Source organism: Pseudomonas sp. AC070, from assembly GCF_979258635.1.
The window spans coordinates 3,908,217-3,926,773 of sequence record NZ_OZ409871.1 but is presented as its reverse complement, the minus strand read 5'-3'; the positions used below and the strand labels follow the sequence as shown (position 1 = coordinate 3,926,773).

The window sequence follows — 18,557 nt, the reverse complement described above, 5'->3', positions numbered from 1 at the left end:
CTTTCAGCGCGCTCCCAGGAATTGCCCGTAACCCGGCGCAGTTCCCAATTGCGCGACCACCGCTTCGTCATCCACCGCCAGCCGGCCATTTATGAGCACATGGGACACGCAACCCGGATTGCGGCAGACCATGCGCTGAATCCCGAAGCCTTGCATATCAGCCCAGGTTTCATTTTCCAGATCCTGCTGCAAACCGTGTGGGTCGAGCACCACGATATCGGCACGATCACCCTCGCGGATGCGTCCGGCATCGATACCTAACCAGTCCGCCTGTTCGCCAGTCAGCCGGTGAATGGCCTGCTCGGCGGCCATTATCGGCCGGCCTTCGTTGTGACTTTCCTGCACCAATTTCAACAAACGCAGCGGCAGGTTGTAGAACGCCATGTTGCGCAAGTGGGCGCCGGCGTCGGAAAAGGTGATCAGCGTGTTCGGGTTGCAGACCATCTTGCGCAGGACGTCTTTGCGGTGATTACCGATCACGGTAAACCAGCGTAGTTGCGTGCCGTACGCCACCACCATGTCGAGGAACAAGTCGACGACATGCAGGCCGCGCTCCACCGCGACGTCGGCGAAGTTGCGGCCGATCAGTTTTTCGTCCGGGCAGCCGAGAATCACCGCGTCGCCGAAGTCGCGTTGCCACACACGGGGCGAGAGTTTCTCGGCGTAGAACTTGCGAAAGGTGCGGCGATAACTTTCATCTTCCAACAGCGCGTTGCGCGCTACGGCGTCTTTGAGATTCAGCGCCATTTCGCCGGCACCGAATTCCTCGAACAACACCACGTCGATGCCGTCTGCGTAAATTTTGAAAGGCGTTGGCAACAGCTGCCAACGAAAATCACCGCCCATTAAATTGGTAAACCAGGCTGACAGCCGTGCCATGGGCGCGATGGTTTTGTTGCCCTTGAGATCGAGCATGGAGATCAGCGTGGTCTTCAGCGGTTTGCGCAGCACACCCATGGCTTGACCGAGGTACTGCAACACTTGCAGCGGGTTGGCCGCGTTCGGCGCGCCCTGATGCACGCGGCCGCGCTGGCGCAGCAGGTTATTCAGGCGACGGACCTCGCTCCAGTGCGCGTAGGTGCTGGGCAGGCTTTTCGACCATTCGCGGTCGCCGTCAATTTTGTCCCACTTCAGGCTCATGGTGGACAGGCCGAGAAAGCCCACATCCAGCGCCTCTTCCATCACCCGTTCCATTTCCTTCATTTCCACTTCGCTCGGCCGCACCTGGCGATCGGTGGCGCGGTGCAAGCCCATCACCGCCACGCGCAAGTCGCTATGGCCGAGAAAACTCACCACGTTCGGCCCCAGCGGCAGGGTGCCCATGAACTCGACCCATTGGCGCGGCGTGGTCCAGGTTTTATGCGCGCGCAGAATCGGCAGCACCTTGTCGCGCGGCACAGTTTCTACACGGGTGAAAATGTCGGAAGCGTCTTCTGGCGCCGAGCAGACCATGCTCAGCGAGCAACTGCCCACCAGCACAGTGGTCACGCCGTGGCGCACCGACTCGCTGAGACTTGGTGCCACAATCAGTTCGGCATCGTAGTGGGTGTGACTGTCGATAAAGCCCGGCGTCACCCATTTTCCGTGGGCGGCGATCACACGTTCAGCCAGGCTTTCGTCAAACGGCGTGGCACTGACTGCCGCCACTTTGCCGCCTTTGATGGCCACGCTGCGGATGGCTGAGGGGGCGCCGGTGCCGTCGAAGTAGCGGCCGCCTTGAATCACGATGTCGTACATAGCCATGGATCACCTCGTTGCTTGTTTTTGTAGTTTTTGGGGGAAGTGGTGATGCGAGAGTAGGGCGCTGAATGCGCGTTTCCTTGTCATAACACGACAATTTCGGCATCGTCGTATCACCTTCGCGGGAGCCGACAATGACCATCCGCTACGAATTGCGCAGCGCCAGCCTGCTTGGCTTCGAAGAGGAAGTGGCCGAGTTGGGCGGCGATTTACCGTCGCTGCTGGCCGGCGTTGGACTCAGCGTGACGCAGTTGCGCGACGCCGATCGGCTGATCGGCAGCGAGCAGGTCATTCACTTATTGGCCACGGCAGCCGAGCGCTTGGGCTGCCCGGATCTGGGCCTGCGCGTCGCCAGTCATCAAGGCATCAGCATGTTGGGCTTGCTCGGCACCTTGCTGTGCGCCGAGCCCAATGTGCAGGCGGCTTTTGCGGCCGCGCAGCGTTATATCGCCCTGCACAACAAGGCCGAGCATTGGCGGTTGCAGCAGCACGGCGGGCGCGTGTATGTGCAGCGCATCGAGCATTTCTATGGCGCCGAACACGCCCAGCAATACCGGGAAATGGCGGTCGCCGCGTGCGCGCGCCTGGCACGCGAAATCTGTGCGGGCGGCGATGTGCGGCCGTTGCGTGTGGAGTTCAGCCACAGCCCGGTGGCGGCTGTAAAAACCTACCGCCAGCACTTTGGCTGTGACGTGCGGTTCAACCAGGAGCGCGATTGCCTGGTGTTCGCCGAAAGCATCATGGCCCTGCCGGTAAAACCCTTATCCACCCAGGCACAGGCGCGAATAGACACCTACTTGCGTGAGCTGGTGAACGATCTGGATAGCAACCTGGAAATGCAGGTTCGCACGCTCATTACCCAAACCGTCGGCCTGCACCTGCACAGCCTGGAACACATCGCCGCCATGCTCGGGCTGCATCCGCGTACCTTGCAGCGTCGCTTGCGCGCCGAGCAGCTGAGTTTCAAGCAACTGGTGCTGGCGGTGAAAATGCAGCTGGCCAGTTGGCATTTACACGCCTCGTCCATGGACCTCACGCGGCTCGCCGATGCCCTGGGCTACAACGATTTGGCCGCGTTCTCCCGCGCCTTCAAATCCCATCACGGCACCGCACCTTCGCAGTGGCGTGAACAGCATCAGCCGGTGCGGGTGCCTCATGCCGGCGCGCGTTGAATTGTGTCGAAGAACGATGAAATCAAGCGGCTGCTGCGCCGTTCCGCCAGGCAATACACATAGGTTTCGGTAAATACCGGATCGCCCTCGATACGCAGCGCATGCAGGCGCGGGTCGGGAATAAATTCCGCCTCAGACACCGTGCCAATACCGATGCCACGCACCACGGCTTCGCGCAGTGCTTCACGGCTGCCAATTTCCATGGCTTTGCGCGGCGTGACGCCGGCCTCGGCCAGCGCGCGCTCCAGGGCCAGGCGTGTGGTCGAGCCGGTTTCGCGTTGCAGCAGCGGCTGGTCTTCGAGCAGGTGCAGCGGCACGCTTTCGCGCTGGGCGAAGGGGTGGTTGTGGTGCACGAACAGAATGATGGCGTGGCGGGCGTAATGCACCGCGCTCAGGCTGGGGTCGTCATGCCGGCCGGCGAGCACGGCAATGTCGGTGGCGTATTGCTCCAGATCGGCCAGCACCTGCGCCGAGTTGCCCACCCGAATCGACACGTCGATACGCGGGTAGCGCTGGCGATAGTGGTCGACCATTTCGATCACATGAAACGGGCCCACGGCGCCCAACTTCAGTTGGCCGCTGTCCAGGCGACCGGAGTCGTGCAGCAGGTTGTTCGCTTCCAGTTCCAACAGCGCCATGCGCTGGGCGATGGGCAGCAATTGCTGGCCGACATCGGACAATTCAATGCGTCGCCCTTTGCGGTGAAACAGCTCGAGGTCGTATTGGCGCTCCAGTTGTTGCACCTGGGTGGTCAGCGTCGGCTGGCTCAGCCCCAGCGCCCGGGCGCCAGCGCTGAAACTGCCATGCCGCGCCACAGCGAGAAACGCGCGAATTCGAGCGGTGGACATCCATAGCCTCCATCAATAGTTAACGGGAAAAACCCATATTGAATTGATCGTATGACTGTCACGTGACGCTTCTAGCCTGTGCTCACTTCCCAACCACACGTGCTGGAAATGCCATGACTTCTATCGCTTCGCTGTTGCGTATTGCCGGATTTGCGTTGTTGCCGTTGCTCTGTTTAAACGCCCAGGCCGCCGAAAAACTCAGAATCGGCTTGATTCCGTCCGAAGACTCCCAAGCCATGATCGAGAGCAGCAAGCAAGTGCTCGAGGGCCTGGAGAAACAACTGGGCATGCCGGTCGAGCCGTTCGTGGCCACCGACTACAACGGCATTATCGAAGCCCTGCGCGCCGGCAAACTGGACGTCGCCTACCTCGGTCCGTTCTCGTATGTGCTGGCGGCCTCGGTGGCCGACGTGGAAGCCTTCGCCGTGGCGGTCACCAAAAAGACCGGGCAGAGCGCCTACAAGAGTTTGATTCTGGCGCGCAAAGGCAGCGGCATTAACGACCTGGCCGACCTCAAAGGCCACACGTTTGCCTTCGTCGACCCAAGCTCAGCCTCGGGCCATTTGTTTCCCAAGGCCGGTTTGGAAAAAGCCGGGTATGACCCGCAGAAACTGTTCTCCCGGGTGATTTTCTCCGGCTCCCACGATGCCAGCATTCTGGCCGTGGCCAACAATAAGGTCGACGCCGCTGCCGTCGCTGACCGCATCCTCGCGGGCGCGGTGGCCAAGGGCATCGTCAAGAACGAAGACTTCCAGGTGGTCTGGACATCGCAGCCGATTCCCGAATCGCCGATGGTCTGGCGCAAGGCGCTGGACCCCCAACTCAAACAAAAAGTAGCGGCGGCGCTGGCGTCGATGAAAGACGTGCCATGGGGCGACCAGGGGCAATTGGACGGTTTCCAGAAAACCGACGACGCCGCCTACAACGTGGTCCGCGAGACCGCCAAGGTGCTGAACCTCGACCTCAAGGGCATGAAATGATCCGCGCCCGCCAATTGACCAAGCAGTACGGCAGCAATGCCGTGCTGCGTGGCATAGACCTGGAGATTCAGGCTGGCGAATTCGTGGTGATTCTTGGCCAGTCGGGCGCCGGCAAGTCGACCTTGCTGCGCTGCATGAATCGCCTGGTTCAGGCCGATGCCGGCGAGCTCAGCGTCGCCGGTATGGACGCTGTGACGTGTCGCGACACCCGCGCCCTGCGCCAGCAAGTGGCGATGATTTTTCAACACCACAACGTGGTGCCGCGTTTGTCGGTGTTGAAAAACGTGCTGACCGGGCGCCTGGGTGCGGTTTCCACCCTCGCCTCGGTGCTGCAACTGTTTCGCCGCGAAGACATCGACCTGGCCATGCAGTGTTTGCACCGGGTTGAGTTGGCGCACAAGGCGCAGCAGCGCTGCGACGCATTGTCGGGTGGGCAAATGCAGCGCGTTGGTATCGCTCGTGCCCTGGCTCAGCGTCCGCAGGTGATTCTGGCCGACGAACCGGTGGCCAGCCTCGACCCGAAAACCGCGCGCTTGGTGCTGCAATACCTGCGCGACGCGACACGCGAGCTGGGCATTACCGTGGTGTGCAACCTGCACCAGGTGGATTACGCCCGTGAATTTGGCGACCGCATCGTCGGCCTGGCCCATGGCCGCATGGTGTACGACGGTTGCCCGCACGGCATGACCGACGCCGATCTGCACCGCATCTACCCGGGCCAGGAGCCCGAGCAACCGGCCGACGAGGCTGGTCAGGCGTTGCGTGTGCGCTATGCCAACTAACCGTATACCAACTGACCGGAGCGACGTCATGCAGGCGCGTAAATACCAGTGGACCGTCGATACGCTGCAGAACGCGCGCGGCTGGTTAGTCACCGCCGCGATGGTGCTGGTCGCCGTGCTGGTGCTGAACTGGAGTGCCGAAGGCGCGCAATTGAGCGTGGCCGAACTGGCCGCCGGCTTGCCGCAAATTGGCGACTTTCTCGGCCGCACCTTTCCGCCCGACTTGAGCATTTTGCCGCGCCTTTGGGCGCCGGCCCTGGAAACACTACAAATTGCATTGTGGGGCACGCTGCTGGGCGTGGTGTTGGCGGTGCCGATCTCGTTTCTGGCCGCGCGCAACCTCAGTCGCAACCCGGTGCTGTATCACCTTACTCGCCAGTTTTTGAACATTACGCGCAGCATCAACGAGCTGATCCTGGCGCTGATATTTGTCTCCGCCGTTGGCCTTGGGCCATTCCCCGGCGTGCTGGCGTTGGCGGTGCATGGCGTGGGCATGCTGGGCAAATTCTTCGCCGAAAGCATCGAGGAAATCGACCAAGGTCCGATCGAGGCGTTGCAGGCCACTGGTGCGCGGCCGTTGCAGATCATCGTTTTTGGTGTGCTGCCACAAGTCGTCACCGCCTGGATCGCCGTGGTGCTGTATCGCTTCGAGGTGAACCTGCGTTCGGCCACGGTGCTGGGCATGGTCGGCGCCGGCGGTCTGGGCTTCGAATTGGTCAGCAGCCTGAAGTTGTTCAAGTACCCGGAAACGGCCACCTGCATCATCGTCATCACCGTCATGGTGGTTGCCGCTGACACCCTATCCAGCCGCTTGCGCAACGCCATCCAACGCGGCGCCAGTCACTAATCGTTGCCACTTTTTTTCGCCCGGCGCAGGTCGGGCAGGGCGGTGCTTTGCCGCCAACTTCATCACCTTCAGGAGTTTGTATGGTTTCGCGCTTCCATAACCCGGTCGACACCCGCTTTGGCTGGGGCAGTATCGAGCTGCTCGCCGGCCTTACCGAAGGGCAGACCGTGGCCTTGGTGATTTTTCCCGAGGCTCGCCAGCTGGGCGTATTGGCCCGTATTCAGGCGCTGCTGGGCGAGCGCCTGGTGTATGTGGTGGAAGACGTGCAGCCCAATCCGGACGTGGCGCAACTGCGTCAGGTGTACGAGCGCTTCTGGCAACAAGCGGGTAACTGCGAAACGGTGATTGCCGTGGGCGGTGGCAGCGCCATCGACACCGCCAAGGCGCTGATCGTCGGCACCGAGCAAGGGCGCTTTGATGAGTTGCTGGCGCTGTTGGCCAGCGGTCAACCGTTCGAACCGGCGCGCAGTAAACGCCTGATTGCCGTGCCGACCACCGCCGGCACCGGCAGCGAAGTCACGCCATGGGCGACGATCTGGGACGCCGCCGAGCAGAAGAAATATTCGCTGCACCTGGCGTGCACCTGGCCCAGCGTGGCGCTGATCGACCCGCAGTTGATGGTCAGCGTGCCGGCCAGCGTGACGGTTTCCACCGGCTTGGACGCACTGTCCCATGCGTTGGAAGCGATCTGGAATCGCAACGCCAATCCGCTTTCCGACACCTTCGCCATCGCCGCAATTGAAGACATTCTCGACTGCCTGCCGCCGCTGCAAAACGACCTGGGCAACTGCGAGCTGCGGTCGCGCATGGCGTTGGCGGCGCTTAAAGCCGGCATGGCGTTTTCCAACACCAAGACCGCGCTGGCCCATTCCATTTCTTACGAAATGACCCTGCAGCACGGATTGCCACACGGCATCGCCTGCTCGTTCACTTTGCCGCTGGTGCTGGGCTTGGCCTGGGGGCAAGACGCCGAGCGCGACCGCACCTTGCAACGCATTTTTGGCCCTGACCTGGCCAGCGCCCAGGCGCGCTTGCGGGGCTTTTTGCACAGCCTGTCGGTGAAAACCGATTTTGCCGATTACGGCGTCAGCGACGAACAAGCGAAAACCCTGCTGGAGGCTGCCAGCAAAGGCGCCCGTGGGCAGAACTTCATCGGCTCGGCTGCGCTGAGCTAACCCCCGTTTCCCCGATACTGGAGATGAATCCATGCATTACCAAGCGCCTCGCCAACTCGCCGCCGTGATCCTCGATTGGGCTGGCACCGTGGTCGACTTCGGCTCATTTGCGCCGACGCAAATCTTCGTTGAGGCCTTCGCCGAATTCGGTGTGCAGGTGTCGCTGGAGGAAGCGCGCGGCCCCATGGGCATGGGCAAGTGGGACCACATCCGCACGCTGTGCGACCAACCGGCAATTGCCGAGCGGTTTGTTCGCGCTCTGGGCAAGCGCCCGACCGACGACGACGTGACGGCCATTTACGAACGCTTTATGCCGCTGCAAATCGAGAAAATCGCCCTGCACTCGGCCTTGATTCCCGGCGCCCTGGAAACCGTCGCCCACCTGCGCGAAGCGGGCCTGGTCATTGGCTCGTGCTCCGGTTACCCGGCCGTGGTGATGGCGAAAGTGGTGGAGCTGGCGCGCCAAAATGGCTTTGTGCCCGACCACGTGGTGGCCACCGATGAAGTGCCCAACGGCCGCCCGCACCCGGCGCAGGCGTTGGCCAACGTCATCGCCCTGGGCATCAATGACGTGGCCGCGTGCGTGAAAGTGGACGACACCTGGCCGGGCATTCTCGAAGGCCGCAGTGCCGGTATGTGGACCGTGGCGCTCAGCTGTTCCGGCAACGCCCTGGGCCTGACGTATGCGCAGTACCAAGCCTTGCCTGCCGCCGAGCTGGACGCCCAGCGCCAGCGCATCGGCGAGCTGTTCGCGCCGAGCCGTCCGCATTACATCATCGACACCATCGCCGAGCTGCCGGAGGTGGTGGCCGATATCAACCGTCGCTTGGCCAACGGTGAGACGCCGCAGGGCTGCTAAGCGCGTTGACGTTCTCGGCGAACGGCTGGCGACGGCGGCTTATTGCGCCAGCTTGTTGTCGGGCGTTTGCTGAGGACTGGCCTGGGGTTTGCGCACCACTGGCCAGAACAGTTCTTCCTGCCACGACACCGGATTGAGGTCTTCGATGCCGTAGGCCTCTGGACGGCGGCGGGTGATCTTGGCGGTGCCGAACAGCACGTCCCACAGGAACAGCAAGTTGCCAAAGTTGCCCTTGTAGTGGGTCACGCCGTCAGTGGCGTTCAGGCCGTGATGGGCCGAGTGGGTGGAGGGCGTGGAAATGGTGCGCTCTACCAGCCACATTAGCGGGCGCAGCGCTTTTATTTCGTAGAGCTTGGCATCCCAAAGCACGCTGCTGTGGGCGCCGAAAATAACCAGCATCTTCAGCACCAGGTACGGGTAATACACCGGCGCCAGGCCCATGTAGATGAGCATTCCCGATAACCACAAACCGGGCATCAGCAGGTAATAGAAACTGTTGTTGCGGTACACGATGCGAATGCTCATGTACGGCGCCGAATGGTGGGCGCGGTGCAGTGCATACAGAAACGGCACGCGGTGGGTGAGGCGATGCCACCAGTATTGGGTCATGTCGTCGAACAGCAAAAACAAGCCGAAGCCGGCCCACCAGGGCAGGTTGGCCAGGCTGTCTTTAAGCTGCGGCGCGGTGTGGGTCAGCAGGGTGGCGCTTAAGAACATCACCAGCGGAAAGGTCACGCCCAGCAGCAAGCTCGAACCGATCCACTCGATCAGCACATCACGGCGGCTACCGGCGGGTTGGCGAAAACAGGCGAAGGCCAGCTCCAGCGCGATAAACACAAAGAAGATGGCAGCGACGACAGCGATAGGGTTATTGGCGGTCATTGTTATATCCATGGCAATCTCGTCTGGCCCGGAAGGGGCAGGGCGACCCTATGAGAAACCATGACTTCACCTGACGACAGGCGCGAAATGGACAGAAAACTGACCGAACTGGCCAATCCGCCGCACGCCCCCGGCCAACGCTTTCACCGTGGCCCGTTAGGCGGCGTGCTCGAACGCTTTCTCAACAGCAAGCGCCCCGCCAAAGCGGACTACAGCGCCTTGGCGCTGGAACAGTTATGGGACGAAGCCGCGCGCCATGACCCGGCAGTTGGCTTGCACCTGTTCAGTCTGTTCAGTTCGCAAGACCGCCACGTGATTGCATTGATGGCGCAGTACGCCGACACCGTTTCGCAGGCCACTGACAACTGGGTGCGCTACGCCGGCTTGGCCTCGGACATGGATCGCCTGACGCCGGTGGATGACGCCAACGGCATCGGAGTGCAGGTGACCATCGACGCGCCGGCCAACCTGGCGCGTTATCTGGTTGAACACTATTTCGTCATGGCGCTGACGGTATGCAGTGAAGGCGCGGGGCAACGCGTGCTGCCGACGCGAGTGCAATTGGCGCACCCGCGCCCGGCCTATCACGCAGAATATGCGGCCTGGTTTGGCGAACACGTGAGCTTCGACTGCGGCCATAACCGCGTGTACTTCAGTGCCGCCAGCCTGGCGCTACCGATGCGCAACCGGCATCCCGGCATGCTCGCCGTGTTGTGTGCGGAGCTGGATCGCTGCCTGGCGCGCCAGCAACAGCTCAGCGGTTGGGCGGGGAAGGTGGCGCAGAGCATTCGCCACAGCTTTGCTCGGGGCCAAACGCCGAGCCTCGACAGCCAGGCTGACTTGCTGCACCAAAGCCCGCGCACGTTACGCAGACGCCTGGACGACGAAGGCATGACCTTTCGCCAGTTGCTCGACCTGGTGCGCGCCGACCTTGAGCAAACCCTCGAACTGCAAGGCGAGAGCCGCGCCAACATTGCCGCGCAACTGGGCTACAGCGAGCTCAGCGCCTACCTGCATGCGCGCAAGCGCTGGCGCAGCGAATAGCGCATCAGGCTTTGAGGCGCACCACCAGCTTGATCAGCGCCTCGATATCGTCATCGCCGGTACGCCACGACGACACACTGATGCGCAACGCCGGGCGGCCTTGCCACACGGTGCCGCCGAACCACGCTTGCCCTGACGCTTGCACCGCCTCACGCGTGGCGATGGTCTGCGCATCGCTGTCGGCACGAAACAGCACCTGATTGAGCACCACGCGGTTGAGCACCTCGAAGCCTCCCGCGCGCAAGCCCTCGGCCACCCGCTGGGCCTGACGACAATGGCGTTCCACTTGCTGGGCCACGCCCTGTTTGCCCAGGCTACGCAGCGCCGCCCACACCGGGATGCCGCGGGCCCGACGGGAAAATTCCAGGGTGAGGTTTTTCTGTGCGTCGGCGCTGGCGCTGGAATAGGCGGCGTCGCTGTTCATCGCACTGGCGAGCGCGTCGGCGTCGCGGCAGATGGCCATGGCGCAGTCGTACGGGGTGTTCAGCCATTTGTGCGCATCGGTGGTCCAGCTGTCCGCCTGTTCGATGCCAGCCGTGAGCGGCGCCAAGGCCGAGGCGCGCGCCCACAAGCCAAAGGCGCCATCGACATGCACCCACGCGCCGGCCGCATGTGCCTTGGGAATCAGTTGCGCGAACGGGTCGAACTCACCGGTGTTCACCTCGCCAGCTTGCAGACAAACAATGGTGTGCGCATCCAGCGTAGGCAGGCGCTCCGGGTCGACCTGGCCGAGAGCGTTAACCGGCGCGTAGATGATTTTCGCGCTGCCAAAGCCCAGCACGCGCAGGGCTTTTTTCACGGTGATATGCGCGAGCTCAGAGGCCACCACTTTGATTTCCGGCGCGCCGATCAGGCCGTCGCGGTCGAAGTCCCAGCCTTGGCGCGCCAACAGCGAACGACGTGCAGCGGCCAGGCAACTGAGCGTGCAGGCGGTGGCGCTGGTGCCGAACCCCACGGCGCTGTCTTTGGGCAGATCCAGCGCCTCCAGCACCCAGCGCGCGGCCGTGGCTTCCACCGTGGCGGCCACGGGGGCGTTGTCGAAGGTCGAGGCGCATTGGTCCCAGGCCAGCATCAGGCGTTCAGCGGCAGCCGCCACCGGCAATGACGCACCAATTACAAAGCCGAAATAGCGCGGGCCGTTGGACACCACGGTCGCTGCCGTACCGCGTTCATCCAGTAGCTGCAACGTTTGCTCGGCAGGCAGGCCGAGCGCCGGCAGCGGCTCGTCAAAGGCAGCCAGCCCGGCCAGCGCTTCGGCATCCGGGTACACCCGGCGCGTGGCCAGGCTGGCGGTGTAACTCAGGCCGCGCGCATCGGCGTCGGCGAGCAGTTCGACTTCGTTCATACATCTTCCAAGCGGTGGAGCGCGGCACTGGCGCGGTGCTCGAAGTATTCACCGACGGCGCTGCGAGGCAGCCGTACAGCGGCCCACAACGTCAGCGCAGCAGTACTCACGCCGCCGTTCACTGTTTGCAGAACAGTTTGCTGAAAATATAGTTATGAATAATAACTGGTTGCACCGTGACGGTGCGTTGGCTTTTACGCAAAGTGGATAGATTGACGGGGGTTGTAGGTTGAACAATGGCATCCGTTGTTAGGGTTTGGTTGGCTAACTAGATAGCAAACATAACAACTGAAATCACCTGCACTTCTGCCATTCAACAATCATAAAAATGGAGCGGAACCGCATGACCCGAACACCTTTGGGCCTCGCCGCCGGCCTGCTTTGCTGCCTTGCGCTGCCAGCACACGCCGTTGAACTCAACGACGATTTCTCCCTGAGCCTGACGCTCACCGCACTGAGCGACTACCGCACCGGCGGCATCTCGCAAACCGCCGGCGACCCGGCGTTGTGGACGGATGTCACCCTGACCCATAGCAGCGGCGCGTATGCCGGCGTGTTTTCCTCCAACGCCGACTTTGGCACCGACACCCGCCGTGAGTACGACTATTACGTCGGCTTCGCCCACGACTTCAGCGAACAGCTCAACGTCAACCTGATGTACGTCGAGTACGACTACCCCAAGGACAGCGAGTTTAACTACGGCGAGTGGATCGGCACCTTCGGCGCGTACGGCGCCACCTTCGGCATCAAGTACACCAACGAGGTGAAACCCTACGACGATGACCGCAGCGTGATGTGGCTCGGTTACACCGTCGACCTGCCGTACGAAGCCGCGCTGGATCTGCGCTACGGCTACAGCGATGCCAAAGACGAGGTGTGGATTTCCAGCGACGGTTCCACACGCCATAGCTACTACGACTGGGAAGTGGGGCTGAGCAAAACGCTGCTCGGTTTTGACTGGCGTGTGGCGTACATCGACACCGATTTGTCGCAAGCCGAATGTGCCTCGGTAAACGGCTTCGACGATGTGTGCTCGGCCACGGTGGTCGCCCAGGTGGCGAAACGTTTCTGACCTTCTCAGGTATCAATCGATGAACCCAAAACACTTCACGCTCGCCGCCTGCGCGTTGTTATTTTCCCTTGGCGCCCACGCGGCCCAGGATGTGCCAGGGCAGGATGTCAGCAGCGCGCCGACGCGCACCTGGCAGCCGTTCTGGGGCAAACGCCTTACCGGTTACCTCGCCGCGCCCGACGGCACCGAGCTGCGCTATTCGGTGTTACTGCCCAAGGGCGAGGGCAGGTTTCCGGTGCTGGTGCGTTACAGCGGGTACGACAGCGGCAGCATCGGCGGCTCGGCCTATCTGGCGGACGACGAAACCTTTTCGGTCGACCTCGACAAGCAGCTGCTCGAACAGGGCTACGCCATCATGGGCGTGCAAGCGCGGGGCACCGGCTGCTCGCAAGGCACCTTCGATTTTCTCGGGCCGGATTACGGCAAAGACGGTCGCGCGGCCGTGGAATTTGCCGCTGGCCAAGGGTGGTCGAATGGCAATGTCGGCATGTTTGGTTGGTCGTGGGCGGGCATGTCCCAGCTGATGACCGCCTCCGAGCGTCCGGCCGGCCTCAAGGCCATCGCCCCCGGCATGGCCATGGGCGACGCACGCAGCGACAGTTGGGCGCCCGGCGGCGTGCCGGCACCGGAATTCGTGACCGGCTGGCATTGGTATTTGAGCCAGCGCTGGGCTGCCGTAAAAGCCAGCGCACAAACAGAGCAGGACCAGCGTTGCCTCAAGCAGCTGGCGCAAAATGAAGTGGATGTGAAAAAGCACGCGCTGACCTACCAAATCATTCGCCATCCGCTGCGCGACGCCTGGGCCGCGCAACGCAGCATTCGCGACCGCACCCAGCAGATTCAGGTGCCCGTGCTGTCGATGCAGGCCTGGCAGGACGAAGCCGTGATGGCCCGCGAAGGGTATTACCAGGAAACCTTGAAGCCCGAGCAGCTTTGGTTGGTGCAAAGCAACGGGCCGCATGACTTGTACGAGTCCACCCACTACCGCAAGAAACTGCAGGCGTTTTTCGATCACTTTGTGAAGGGCCTGGATAACGGCTTCGACAAACTGCCGCACGTGGAAATCTGGCAAGAAACCACCAGTACCGGCTCCGTTAATGACCTGCATGGCCTCAACGAGCCGGCCAAGCCTGGCTGGACCATCACCCGCGAGCGTTTCCCGGTGGCTGTTAAACCGCTGAGCTTCGCCCTGGGCGCCAACCGCACGCTGGTTGAAGGCGGCAAAGCCAGCGGCGAGCCCGATGAATACAACTACCCGGTCGCCGGGCCAGACGTAAACACCTACGAGGTTGATAACGCCTGGGGCGAACTCAAGCACGGCTGGAAAGACGGCAGCCTGGCCTACACCAGCGCCCCGCTGAACCGCGACCTGGTGACCTACGGCCCAGGCAGTGCCGACCTGTGGCTGGCCACGCCATTGGGCCCGGACATGGACGTGCAAGTGACGCTCACGCAACTGCTGCCCGACGGCCAGGAAGTGTATGTGCAGCGCGGCTGGCTGCGCTTGTCGGCCCGCGCGCTGGACCCGCAAAAGTCCACTGCCGTGCGCCCGTGGTTGCTCGATACCCCCGACAGCCTGATGCCGCTGGAACCCGATGAGCCGGTGTTGGGCCGGGTGGAGTTGCGGCCGTTTTCCCACACCTTCCGCGCCGGTTCACGGTTGCGCATCTGGATCGACGCACCGGGCCGCACCGGCGGCTATGGCTTCGACACCTACGCCCTGGCTGCGCGCAGCAAATTGCTGCATGACGCCGAGCACCCCTCGCAGCTGGTGCTGGGCGAGTTGCAAGGCGTGAAGGTGCCGGTGCCGCAACCGGCCTGCAACAGCGTGCTCAAGCAGCCATGCCGTCCCGACCCGCTCAAGTCACCCATCGCTGAGGATTAACCGCCATGAACAGAGTTCGCACCGTATTGCTCGCCGCTTCACTGCTGGGCTTATCCAGCGTTCAGGCTGATGAGCTGAAAGAGCCCAAAGCCAACCGCGTGACCAACGAGTTGGTGATGCAAATTCACGTCAAGCTTGGCCCCGAGGAAGACATGGGCAAAGACGCAGACGGCCATCGCATCAACTACCCCATTGTCGGCGGCACGTTTGTCGGCAAAGGCATGAAGGGCATCGTGGTGCCGGGCGGCGCCGATATGTCAGTGGAGCGCGCCGATGGCGTGACCCTTATCGAGGCGCTGTACCGCCTGAAAACCGATGACGGGCAGATCATCATCATTCACAACCCGGGCATCTGGCGGCCCAACGCCGAGGGTTTGGCCAAGCAGGCCAAGGGGCAGGAATTGCTCGAAAACGATTACTACTGCCGCACCACTCCGAGCTTCAAAACCCAGCCGGGTGCCTATTCGTGGCTGAGCGATTACGTGTTTGTCGGCACCATCGATGACGTCAGCGAGGACGAGGTATTGATCGGCGTGTACCGCGTCGATGGCGGCTAAAGGTTAATAACATCCTGTATAGATTCGTTCCTGAAAGGGCTGTGCCAGAGCGGCCGGCGGCGGCTAGGCTTTGAGCTTTTGGAGGAAAACCCATGCTCAAACGCTCATGCCTGGCGCTGCTGTGCGCCGCGCCGCTGATGGCCAGCGCCGCCCCTGAATACGGTCAGCAACTGGAAGGTTTCGAGTACCCCTACCCGGTTCAGCGCTTCACGTTCGAGTCGCAACACCAGGCGCTGGACATGGGCTACATGGACGTCGCGCCCACCGGCAAAGCCAACGGCCGTACCGCCGTGTTAATGCACGGCAAGAACTTTTGCGGCGCCACTTGGCAAGACAGCATCAAGGCCTTGAGCGCGGCGGGTTATCGCGTGGTGGTGCCGGACCAGGTCGGCTTCTGCACCTCGACCAAACCGGAAAACTATCAGTACAGCTTTCATCAGTTGGCCGCCAACACTCATGCGCTGCTGACCAAACTGGGCGTGAACAAAGCCAGCATCATTGGCCACTCGACTGGCGGTATGTTGGCCACGCGCTACGCACTTTTGTATCCGCAACAGACGGACAAATTGGTGATGGTTAACCCCATCGGTTTGGAGGACTGGAAAGCCATGGGCGTGCCATGGCGCAGCATTGATCAGTGGTACGAACGCGAGTTGAACGTGTCGGCCGAAGGCATTCGCAAGTACGAGCAAAACACCTATTACGCCGGACGTTGGAAACCCGAGTACGACCGTTGGGTGGACATGCTCGCGGGCCTGAGCAACGGCCCGGGCAAACAGCGCGTGGCGTGGAACTCGGCGCTGATCTACGACATGATTTTCACCCAGCCGGTGTTCTACGAATTCCCCAACCTAAAGGTGCCGACCGTGCTGATGATTGGTGATGCCGACACCACCGCCATCGGCAGCGACATCGCCAGCCCGGAACTGAAAGCCAAGCTCGGCCTTTACAGCGTGCTGGGTAAGCAAGTAACCGCGATGATTCCAGGCGCGAAGCTGGTGGAGTTCCCAGGCCAAGGCCACGCGCCACAAATGGAAGACCCGGTGGGCTTCAATCAGAAACTGGTCGAGCAGCTGAAGCTGTAAAAACCGCTACGCCGTTGGCCACGCCCCTTCGCCCAGCACGGCGGCGAGGGTGCGTTCGCCCAAGCCCAGCCCCACGCTCATGCCCACGCCGGTGTGCATCAGCACCGCTGTAACGCCGTCGGCCGCGCGGGTAATGCTGAAGGGGCCGGGCCCGCGCGCGCCGTATACCCCTTGCCAGCGTTCCACCACCTCAACGCCCATGCCCAGTGTGTGTTCAGCCAACTCGAGCATGATGCGATCGGTGCCCTCGGCGTTGAACGGCGAGGCGTCGCTGCCGTAGTCGTGGGAGTCGCCAATAATCAACTCGCCGTAAGGCGTCGGGCTGATCAGCAGGTGGATGCCCAGGGTTTCCAGTTCGGGTTGTTCGCGGCGGATTTGCGCGCGAATGGCATCGGCTTCAGGCAAGTCTGAAAACGCGCCGTAATGAGCGCAACTAAGCCCGGTAAGTACCGCGTGTTTGAGCGCCAAGGGTTTCGCCGGGCGCGCCCGGAGCATTTGCAAACGGCACACCTTGGGTTGCAGGCGCGCCAGGTGTTCGGCCAACAGGGTTTGGTAGTCGTGGCCTGCGCACACCAGAATATGCCGCGCAGTAAAACGGCCGGCCGTGGTGTCGGCGTGGCCGGATTGAACGTTGCGCACCAACGTTGAGAAGTGGAACGTCACGCCCAGTTCACGGTGCAGGTAATCGACGATTTGCGGCAGCGCTTCACGCGAATAAAGCTGTTGATCATCGAGCCCATGCAAGGCCGCACGGTGATGACTAAAGCTGCCGTCATACAGCGCGTTCAGCGCCTCGCCGCGTAGCAATTCGGTGCGATAACCCAGTTCTTCACCGCGCCCGTTTACGAACGCGTCCAGCAATGCTTCTTCGGCTTCGGTGCGGGCAAACCACAACGAGCCTTGCTGGTGCAGCGTCAGCCCGGCCGCCTGGCCCAACTCTGCCCACAGCCCGCGCGACTGTCGCGCCAGATTGAGCATGATGCCTGGCGGCTGACCGCTCACCAGCGCCTGGCCGAAGTTGCGGATCGATGCGCCCAACGGCGTATGGCTGCGTTCGAATACCTTGACCTTGAGGCCGCGTTTGGCGCCTGCCCAGGCGTGGGCGAGGCCGAGAATGCCGGCGCCGACGATCATCAGATCGCAGTCGTGTTCAGACATGTTGACTCCTGTATTTCACCGACCTGTAGGCGTGAGCAAGCTCGCGCCTACAGGTCGGGGGTAACGGCAGGTTATTGAGGCAGCGGTTCGGATTTGCCGTCGTAGCGTTTGCGCCACTCGGCCAGCACTTTGTCGCGGTTTTCCGAGGCCCAGTTGAAGTCGTTTTTAATCAGGCGCTGCTCGTAATCGGCCGGTAACTCCTGGAAGCGTTCGGCAATGCCCGGCTGGGCCAGGACAGCGAAGTTGACCTTGTACAAGTCCATCGCTTCGCGGCTGGCGGAAAAGTCGGCGAGCTTTTTGGCAGCCGCCAGGTGGGCGGTGCCTTTGATGATGCCGGTGGCTTCAATTTCCCAGCCCAGACCCTCTTTAGGCAGCACGATGTCCAGCGGCGCGCCTTTGCGCTTGAGCTGCACGGCCGGGTATTCGAAGGAGATGCCAATCGGGAATTCGCCGGCGGCGGCGAGCTTGCACGGCTTGGAACCGGAGTGGGTGTACTGGCCGATGTTGGCGTGCAGTTTGTCCATGTAGGCCCAGCCCTGCGCTTCGCCGAAGGTTTGCAGCCAGGCGCTGACGTCAAGGTAGCCGGTGCCGGAGGAGGCCGGGTTGGGCATGACGATTTTGTCTTTGTAGACCGGGTTGGTCAGGTCTTCCCATTTGGTCGGCTTGGGCAGGCCCTGCTTTTCGGCTTCCACGGTGTTGAAGCAAATGGTAGCGGCCCACACGTCCATGCCCACCCACGACGGCGGGTTGGCGGCGTCGCGGTAGTTGCTGCCGATTTTGTCGAGGTTGGCCGGTGCGTAGGCTTCAAGCATGCCTTGCTGTTTCAGAATCGCCAGGCTGGAGCCGGCCAGGCCCCATACGGCGTCGGCTTGCGGGCGCTCTTTCTCGGCCAGTAGTTTGGCGGTGACGATGCCGGTGGAATCACGCACCCATTTGATTTCAATGTCCGGGTTCTGCTTTTCGAAGGCCTCTTTGTAGGCCTTGAGTTGTTCCACTTCGAGCGCGGTGTACACGGTCAGCTCGGTGTTGGCTTGAGCGTGAAATGCACAGGCAGCGAGCAGGCCGGCGGCCAGTGCGGTGCGTTTGAACATGTGAAGCTCCTTGGGTTGGCGTTGGTTGTACGGGG

General features: G+C 62.1%; 17 protein-coding genes. 11 read left to right on the top strand and 6 right to left on the bottom strand.

The window, feature by feature from the left end:
* Positions 1-3: 3 nt before the first annotated feature.
* Positions 4-1,743, bottom strand: a complete 1,740-nt coding sequence (locus ACZZ0Q_RS17625) for an N-acyl-D-amino-acid deacylase family protein (RefSeq protein WP_463541385.1) — start codon at positions 1,741-1,743, stop codon at positions 4-6.
* 131 nt (positions 1,744-1,874) lie between these two features.
* Between ACZZ0Q_RS17625 and ACZZ0Q_RS17620 the strand changes: the two genes are divergently transcribed.
* Complete coding sequence (locus ACZZ0Q_RS17620; RefSeq protein ID WP_463541386.1) at positions 1,875-2,912, top strand: AraC family transcriptional regulator; 1,038 nt, start codon at positions 1,875-1,877, stop codon at positions 2,910-2,912.
* On the opposite strand, the gene ACZZ0Q_RS17615 is transcribed toward ACZZ0Q_RS17620, so the two are convergent.
* Complete coding sequence (locus ACZZ0Q_RS17615; RefSeq protein WP_463541387.1) at positions 2,894-3,760, bottom strand: LysR substrate-binding domain-containing protein; 867 nt, start codon at positions 3,758-3,760, stop codon at positions 2,894-2,896. The two genes, ACZZ0Q_RS17620 and ACZZ0Q_RS17615, sit on opposite strands and share 19 nt — an antisense overlap.
* 113 nt (positions 3,761-3,873) lie before the next feature.
* On the opposite strand from ACZZ0Q_RS17615, the gene phnD reads away from it, so the two are divergent.
* The 5 genes from phnD to phnX all read left to right on the top strand — a co-directional run bounded on the left by phnD (position 3,874) and on the right by phnX (position 8,403).
* Positions 3,874-4,740, top strand: coding sequence for a phosphonate ABC transporter substrate-binding protein (gene phnD / locus ACZZ0Q_RS17610; protein ID WP_463541388.1), 867 nt, complete (start codon positions 3,874-3,876; stop codon positions 4,738-4,740).
* Positions 4,737-5,522, top strand: coding sequence for a phosphonate ABC transporter ATP-binding protein (gene phnC, locus ACZZ0Q_RS17605; protein WP_463541389.1), 786 nt, complete (start codon positions 4,737-4,739; stop codon positions 5,520-5,522). The genes phnD and phnC overlap by 4 nt, the downstream gene beginning before the upstream one ends.
* Before the next feature lie 28 nt (positions 5,523-5,550).
* Positions 5,551-6,369 (top strand): phosphonate ABC transporter, permease protein PhnE, encoded by an 819-nt coding sequence (phnE, locus tag ACZZ0Q_RS17600; RefSeq protein WP_463541390.1) that lies wholly within the window; start codon positions 5,551-5,553, stop codon positions 6,367-6,369.
* 80 nt (positions 6,370-6,449) lie between these two features.
* On the top strand, positions 6,450-7,544 hold the full coding sequence (gene psrA, locus ACZZ0Q_RS17595) for an iron-containing alcohol dehydrogenase PsrA (RefSeq protein ID WP_463541391.1): 1,095 nt from the start codon (positions 6,450-6,452) through the stop codon (positions 7,542-7,544).
* Positions 7,545-7,575: 31 nt separating this feature from the next.
* Complete coding sequence (gene phnX, locus ACZZ0Q_RS17590) at positions 7,576-8,403, top strand: phosphonoacetaldehyde hydrolase (RefSeq protein ID WP_463541392.1); 828 nt, start codon at positions 7,576-7,578, stop codon at positions 8,401-8,403.
* Positions 8,404-8,442: 39 nt separating this feature from the next.
* Here the strand turns inward: phnX and ACZZ0Q_RS17585 are convergent, their stop codons facing one another.
* The gene (locus ACZZ0Q_RS17585; protein WP_463541393.1) at positions 8,443-9,297 is read right to left on the bottom strand and encodes a sterol desaturase family protein; all 855 of its coding nucleotides are present in this window, start codon (positions 9,295-9,297) and stop codon (positions 8,443-8,445) included.
* A 75-nt stretch (positions 9,298-9,372) separates the two neighbouring features.
* Between ACZZ0Q_RS17585 and ACZZ0Q_RS17580 the strand changes: the two genes are divergently transcribed.
* The gene (locus tag ACZZ0Q_RS17580; protein WP_463541394.1) at positions 9,373-10,329 is read left to right on the top strand and encodes an AraC family transcriptional regulator ligand-binding domain-containing protein; all 957 of its coding nucleotides are present in this window, start codon (positions 9,373-9,375) and stop codon (positions 10,327-10,329) included.
* Positions 10,330-10,333: 4 nt separating this feature from the next.
* Here the strand turns inward: ACZZ0Q_RS17580 and ACZZ0Q_RS17575 are convergent, their stop codons facing one another.
* Positions 10,334-11,674 carry a pyridoxal phosphate-dependent decarboxylase family protein gene (locus ACZZ0Q_RS17575; RefSeq protein ID WP_463541395.1) on the bottom strand — a complete coding sequence of 447 codons (1,341 nt, stop codon included), beginning with the start codon at positions 11,672-11,674 and terminating at the stop codon, positions 10,334-10,336.
* A 343-nt stretch (positions 11,675-12,017) separates the two neighbouring features.
* Here ACZZ0Q_RS17575 and ACZZ0Q_RS17570 point away from each other — a divergent pair, with 343 nt between their 5' ends.
* From ACZZ0Q_RS17570 to ACZZ0Q_RS17555, 4 genes are all read left to right on the top strand, one after another.
* Positions 12,018-12,746, top strand: a complete 729-nt coding sequence (locus tag ACZZ0Q_RS17570; protein WP_463541396.1) for a TorF family putative porin — start codon at positions 12,018-12,020, stop codon at positions 12,744-12,746.
* A gap of 19 nt (positions 12,747-12,765) precedes the next feature.
* Positions 12,766-14,631, top strand: coding sequence for a CocE/NonD family hydrolase (locus tag ACZZ0Q_RS17565; protein WP_463541397.1), 1,866 nt, complete (start codon positions 12,766-12,768; stop codon positions 14,629-14,631).
* Positions 14,632-14,636: 5 nt separating this feature from the next.
* Positions 14,637-15,188, top strand: a complete 552-nt coding sequence (locus ACZZ0Q_RS17560) for a DUF3237 domain-containing protein (protein ID WP_463541398.1) — start codon at positions 14,637-14,639, stop codon at positions 15,186-15,188.
* A 92-nt stretch (positions 15,189-15,280) separates the two neighbouring features.
* Entirely contained in the window at positions 15,281-16,273 is a 993-nt protein-coding gene (locus ACZZ0Q_RS17555) for an alpha/beta fold hydrolase (protein WP_463541399.1), read from the top strand.
* 6 nt (positions 16,274-16,279) lie between these two features.
* On the opposite strand, the gene ACZZ0Q_RS17550 is transcribed toward ACZZ0Q_RS17555, so the two are convergent.
* Positions 16,280-17,431 carry a TIGR03364 family FAD-dependent oxidoreductase gene (locus ACZZ0Q_RS17550; protein WP_463541400.1) on the bottom strand — a complete coding sequence of 384 codons (1,152 nt, stop codon included), beginning with the start codon at positions 17,429-17,431 and terminating at the stop codon, positions 16,280-16,282.
* A 71-nt stretch (positions 17,432-17,502) separates the two neighbouring features.
* On the bottom strand, positions 17,503-18,522 hold the full coding sequence (locus ACZZ0Q_RS17545; protein ID WP_463541401.1) for a putative 2-aminoethylphosphonate ABC transporter substrate-binding protein: 1,020 nt from the start codon (positions 18,520-18,522) through the stop codon (positions 17,503-17,505).
* Positions 18,523-18,557 lie beyond the last annotated feature (35 nt).

Excerpts from the sequence above, each read along its gene's own strand:
- phnE (WP_463541390.1), top strand. The coding sequence starts at position 5,551 with ATGCAGGCGCGTAAATACCAGTGGACCGTCGATACGCTGCAGAACGCG.
- ACZZ0Q_RS17560 (WP_463541398.1), top strand. The coding sequence starts at position 14,637 with ATGAACAGAGTTCGCACCGTATTGCTCGCCGCTTCACTGCTGGGCTTA.
- phnX (WP_463541392.1), top strand. The coding sequence starts at position 7,576 with ATGCATTACCAAGCGCCTCGCCAACTCGCCGCCGTGATCCTCGATTGG.
- phnD (WP_463541388.1), top strand. The coding sequence starts at position 3,874 with ATGACTTCTATCGCTTCGCTGTTGCGTATTGCCGGATTTGCGTTGTTG.
- ACZZ0Q_RS17585 (WP_463541393.1), bottom strand. The coding sequence starts at position 9,297 with ATGGATATAACAATGACCGCCAATAACCCTATCGCTGTCGTCGCTGCC.
- psrA (WP_463541391.1), top strand. The coding sequence starts at position 6,450 with ATGGTTTCGCGCTTCCATAACCCGGTCGACACCCGCTTTGGCTGGGGC.
- ACZZ0Q_RS17575 (WP_463541395.1), bottom strand. The coding sequence starts at position 11,674 with ATGAACGAAGTCGAACTGCTCGCCGACGCCGATGCGCGCGGCCTGAGT.
- ACZZ0Q_RS17550 (WP_463541400.1), bottom strand. The coding sequence starts at position 17,431 with ATGTCTGAACACGACTGCGATCTGATGATCGTCGGCGCCGGCATTCTC.
- ACZZ0Q_RS17570 (WP_463541396.1), top strand. The coding sequence starts at position 12,018 with ATGACCCGAACACCTTTGGGCCTCGCCGCCGGCCTGCTTTGCTGCCTT.
- ACZZ0Q_RS17625 (WP_463541385.1), bottom strand. The coding sequence starts at position 1,743 with ATGGCTATGTACGACATCGTGATTCAAGGCGGCCGCTACTTCGACGGC.
- ACZZ0Q_RS17620 (WP_463541386.1), top strand. The coding sequence starts at position 1,875 with ATGACCATCCGCTACGAATTGCGCAGCGCCAGCCTGCTTGGCTTCGAA.
- ACZZ0Q_RS17580 (WP_463541394.1), top strand. The coding sequence starts at position 9,373 with ATGGACAGAAAACTGACCGAACTGGCCAATCCGCCGCACGCCCCCGGC.
- phnC (WP_463541389.1), top strand. The coding sequence starts at position 4,737 with ATGATCCGCGCCCGCCAATTGACCAAGCAGTACGGCAGCAATGCCGTG.
- ACZZ0Q_RS17615 (WP_463541387.1), bottom strand. The coding sequence starts at position 3,760 with ATGTCCACCGCTCGAATTCGCGCGTTTCTCGCTGTGGCGCGGCATGGC.
- ACZZ0Q_RS17565 (WP_463541397.1), top strand. The coding sequence starts at position 12,766 with ATGAACCCAAAACACTTCACGCTCGCCGCCTGCGCGTTGTTATTTTCC.
- ACZZ0Q_RS17555 (WP_463541399.1), top strand. The coding sequence starts at position 15,281 with ATGCTCAAACGCTCATGCCTGGCGCTGCTGTGCGCCGCGCCGCTGATG.
- ACZZ0Q_RS17545 (WP_463541401.1), bottom strand. The coding sequence starts at position 18,522 with ATGTTCAAACGCACCGCACTGGCCGCCGGCCTGCTCGCTGCCTGTGCA.